The sequence below is a fragment of the Okeania hirsuta genome, assembly GCF_003838195.1.
Classification (GTDB): Bacteria; Cyanobacteriota; Cyanobacteriia; order Cyanobacteriales; family Microcoleaceae; genus Okeania; species Okeania hirsuta.
The window spans coordinates 1-2,503 of sequence record NZ_RCBY01000492.1 but is presented as its reverse complement, the minus strand read 5'-3'; the positions used below and the strand labels follow the sequence as shown (position 1 = coordinate 2,503).

The following is a 2,503-nucleotide window of genomic DNA, read 5'->3' as shown; positions in this document are numbered from 1 at the left end:
ACTCCTGAGGACTCCTAACTTAACCATTCTATGGCTGTTTAACCGGATTTGATATGACTTCTGCCTTCTTCCTTCTTCCTTCTTCCTTCCCTTTGCAATTATTTCAAACGTATGTTTTAATTAAAATAAATCAAACGATTGTTTTAAATGTCCATTTGAATCTAACTTAAAGGAGCAGTCAGCAGTCAGCTTTGCGAATTTGCGGAGCATTCCGGTACAGAAATGCTAAAAGCTGATAGGCTATTTAACAAAAATTTTATAATCTCTACTTAAGCTAAATTTTAAAGCAATGAAAGAGAATAATTTGCTAGACTCTAAACCCCATAAAATTAATGGCAAAGTGGAAATCTTAACTGAAAAGATGGAAACTTTACCAATTCAGTCAGAAGTCACTAATTTCAAACCTAAAGTCAAGGATAGAAAATTTCTTCGCGTTGGTCTCGTGTTGGTGACTCTAGGAATAGCTTTTGGCGGTCTAAAATTTATTCAGGAGCGGAATATTTCTGCCAAACCAAACTTAGAAACCACTCTTCCCAATATCCTATCCGTTCAAGCTATCCCAATTAAATTAGTAAACTCCTATTCCGTTTCCCAGAGTTACACAGGAATTGTAGAAGCCAAAAGAACCAGTGAATTAGGTTTTGAACAATCTGGTTTACTCACATCTATATATATAGAAGAAGGAGAAGAAGTAACTAAAGGAACAGCGATCGCTCAACTCGACACTAGCCAAACAAAAGCTCAAAAAGCAGTATTAATAGCACAGAAAGATAGAGCGATCGCCACACTGAAAGAACTAGAAAATGGAGCAAGGCCAGAAGTAATTGCAGCGACCCGTGCATCCCTACTCCAAGAACAAGCAAAATTACAGGAGTTGCAAACTGGACCGAGACCAGAAGTAATAGCAGCGACTCGCGCATCCCTACTCCAAGAACAAGCAAAATTACAGGAGTTGCAAACTGGACCGAGACCAGAAGTAATAGCAGCGACTCGCGCATCCCTACTCCAAGAACAAGCAAAATTACAGGAGTTGCAAACTGGACCGAGACCAGAAGTAATAGCAGCGACTCGCGCATCCCTACTCCAAGAACAAGCAAAATTACAGGAATTGCAAACTGGAGCGCGTATTGAAGATATAAAAGTTGCTCGTTCGGGAGTTTTGGACTTAGAAGAACAATTAAATCTCGCTCGCCTTCAGGAGAAACGACGTGAAGAACTTTATACCGAAGGAGCAATTTCTCAAGAACAGTTTGACGAAGCTTCAACCCAAGCAGATACTTTACAAGCAAGACTGGAGCAAGCAAAGAGCGAACTAGAGAAACTGGAAACAGGAACTCGCAGGGAACAAGTAGAAGCTCAACAAGCGCGGGTACGTCAAGCGCAAAGTCAGTTAGACGAACTGATTGCCGGAACTCGCAGCGAACAAATAGAAGCTCAACGAGCTAGGGTAGGTCAGGCGCAAAGTCAGTTAGACGAACTGATTGCTGGAACTCGTAGCGAACAAATAGAAGCTCAACGAGCTAGGGTAGGTCAGGTGCAAAGTCAGTTAGACGAACTGATTGCTGGAACTCGCAGGGAACAAATAGAAGCTCAACAAGCAGAAATTAGACGTTTCGAGGCACAAATTTCTGAAATTGATGTTGTTCTGAGAAAGAGTACTCTATTTGCACCTTTTTCCGGTATTGTTTCAGTCCGACATTTAGATGAAGGAGTTGTGGTTAATGCTGGTCAGAGTGTTGTGCGTTTGGTTGAGGGTGGTGAAAGGAAGGTTAGGGTTGGGGTGCCACCAGGGAAGACTTCCAGTCTGAGAGTTGGTAGTCAGCAGGAAGTTAGGGTGGGAGAGAGAATTTATAGTGCAAGAGTGCTGTCGATATTACCAGAAGTAGATTCTATGACTCGGACGCAAACTGTGATTTTGGCACTACCTCAAGCTATTGCTCCTGGTACTGTTGTTCGTCTGGGATTAAATCAGACTCATGAGATGGAAGGATATTGGTTGCCTACTTCTGCTTTAGTTTGGGGAGAGCGGGGGTTGTTGGCAAGTTATGCTCTTGTACCCCCTTCGCAGTCAGATTTGAATTTACCTGCGGGAACTTATCAGACTGAAAAACGAATGGTTGAGGTGTTGCATACGGAGGGAGACCGGAGTTTGGTGCGTGGGGTATTGCAACCGGGAGATTTGATTGTGACTAATGGAACTAATCAATTGGCACCTGGGCAGTTTGTGAAGTCAGAAGTTAGAAGTCAGGAGTCAGAAGTTAGATGAAGTTTAGGTAACTTTGTAGGTTGGGTTGACATCCGGAAACCCCACAAAAAGATAGTCCTGTTCGCATAATGGTATACAGCAAAAAAGAATACCTAGCATGGGAGTATCTTGCTCCCACTGTTGTGGTCACAAATATTGCTGGACAATTCACGACCATTACAATGCACCAACACAAAGAGTTGGAATTGTTGGGTTGCGCTCCGACGCTTAACCCAACCTACTGGATACTATCAAAAT

Annotated in this window: 1 protein-coding gene; it reads left to right on the top strand. The window is 42.7% G+C overall.

Translation table 11 applies throughout. From position 1 onward, the window contains the following. Nucleotides 1-289: 289 nt before the first annotated feature. The gene (locus D5R40_RS32145; protein WP_124155823.1) at nt 290-2,266 is read left to right on the top strand and encodes an efflux RND transporter periplasmic adaptor subunit; all 1,977 of its coding nucleotides are present in this window, start codon (nt 290-292) and stop codon (nt 2,264-2,266) included. The last annotated feature ends 237 nt before the right edge of the window (nt 2,267-2,503 follow it).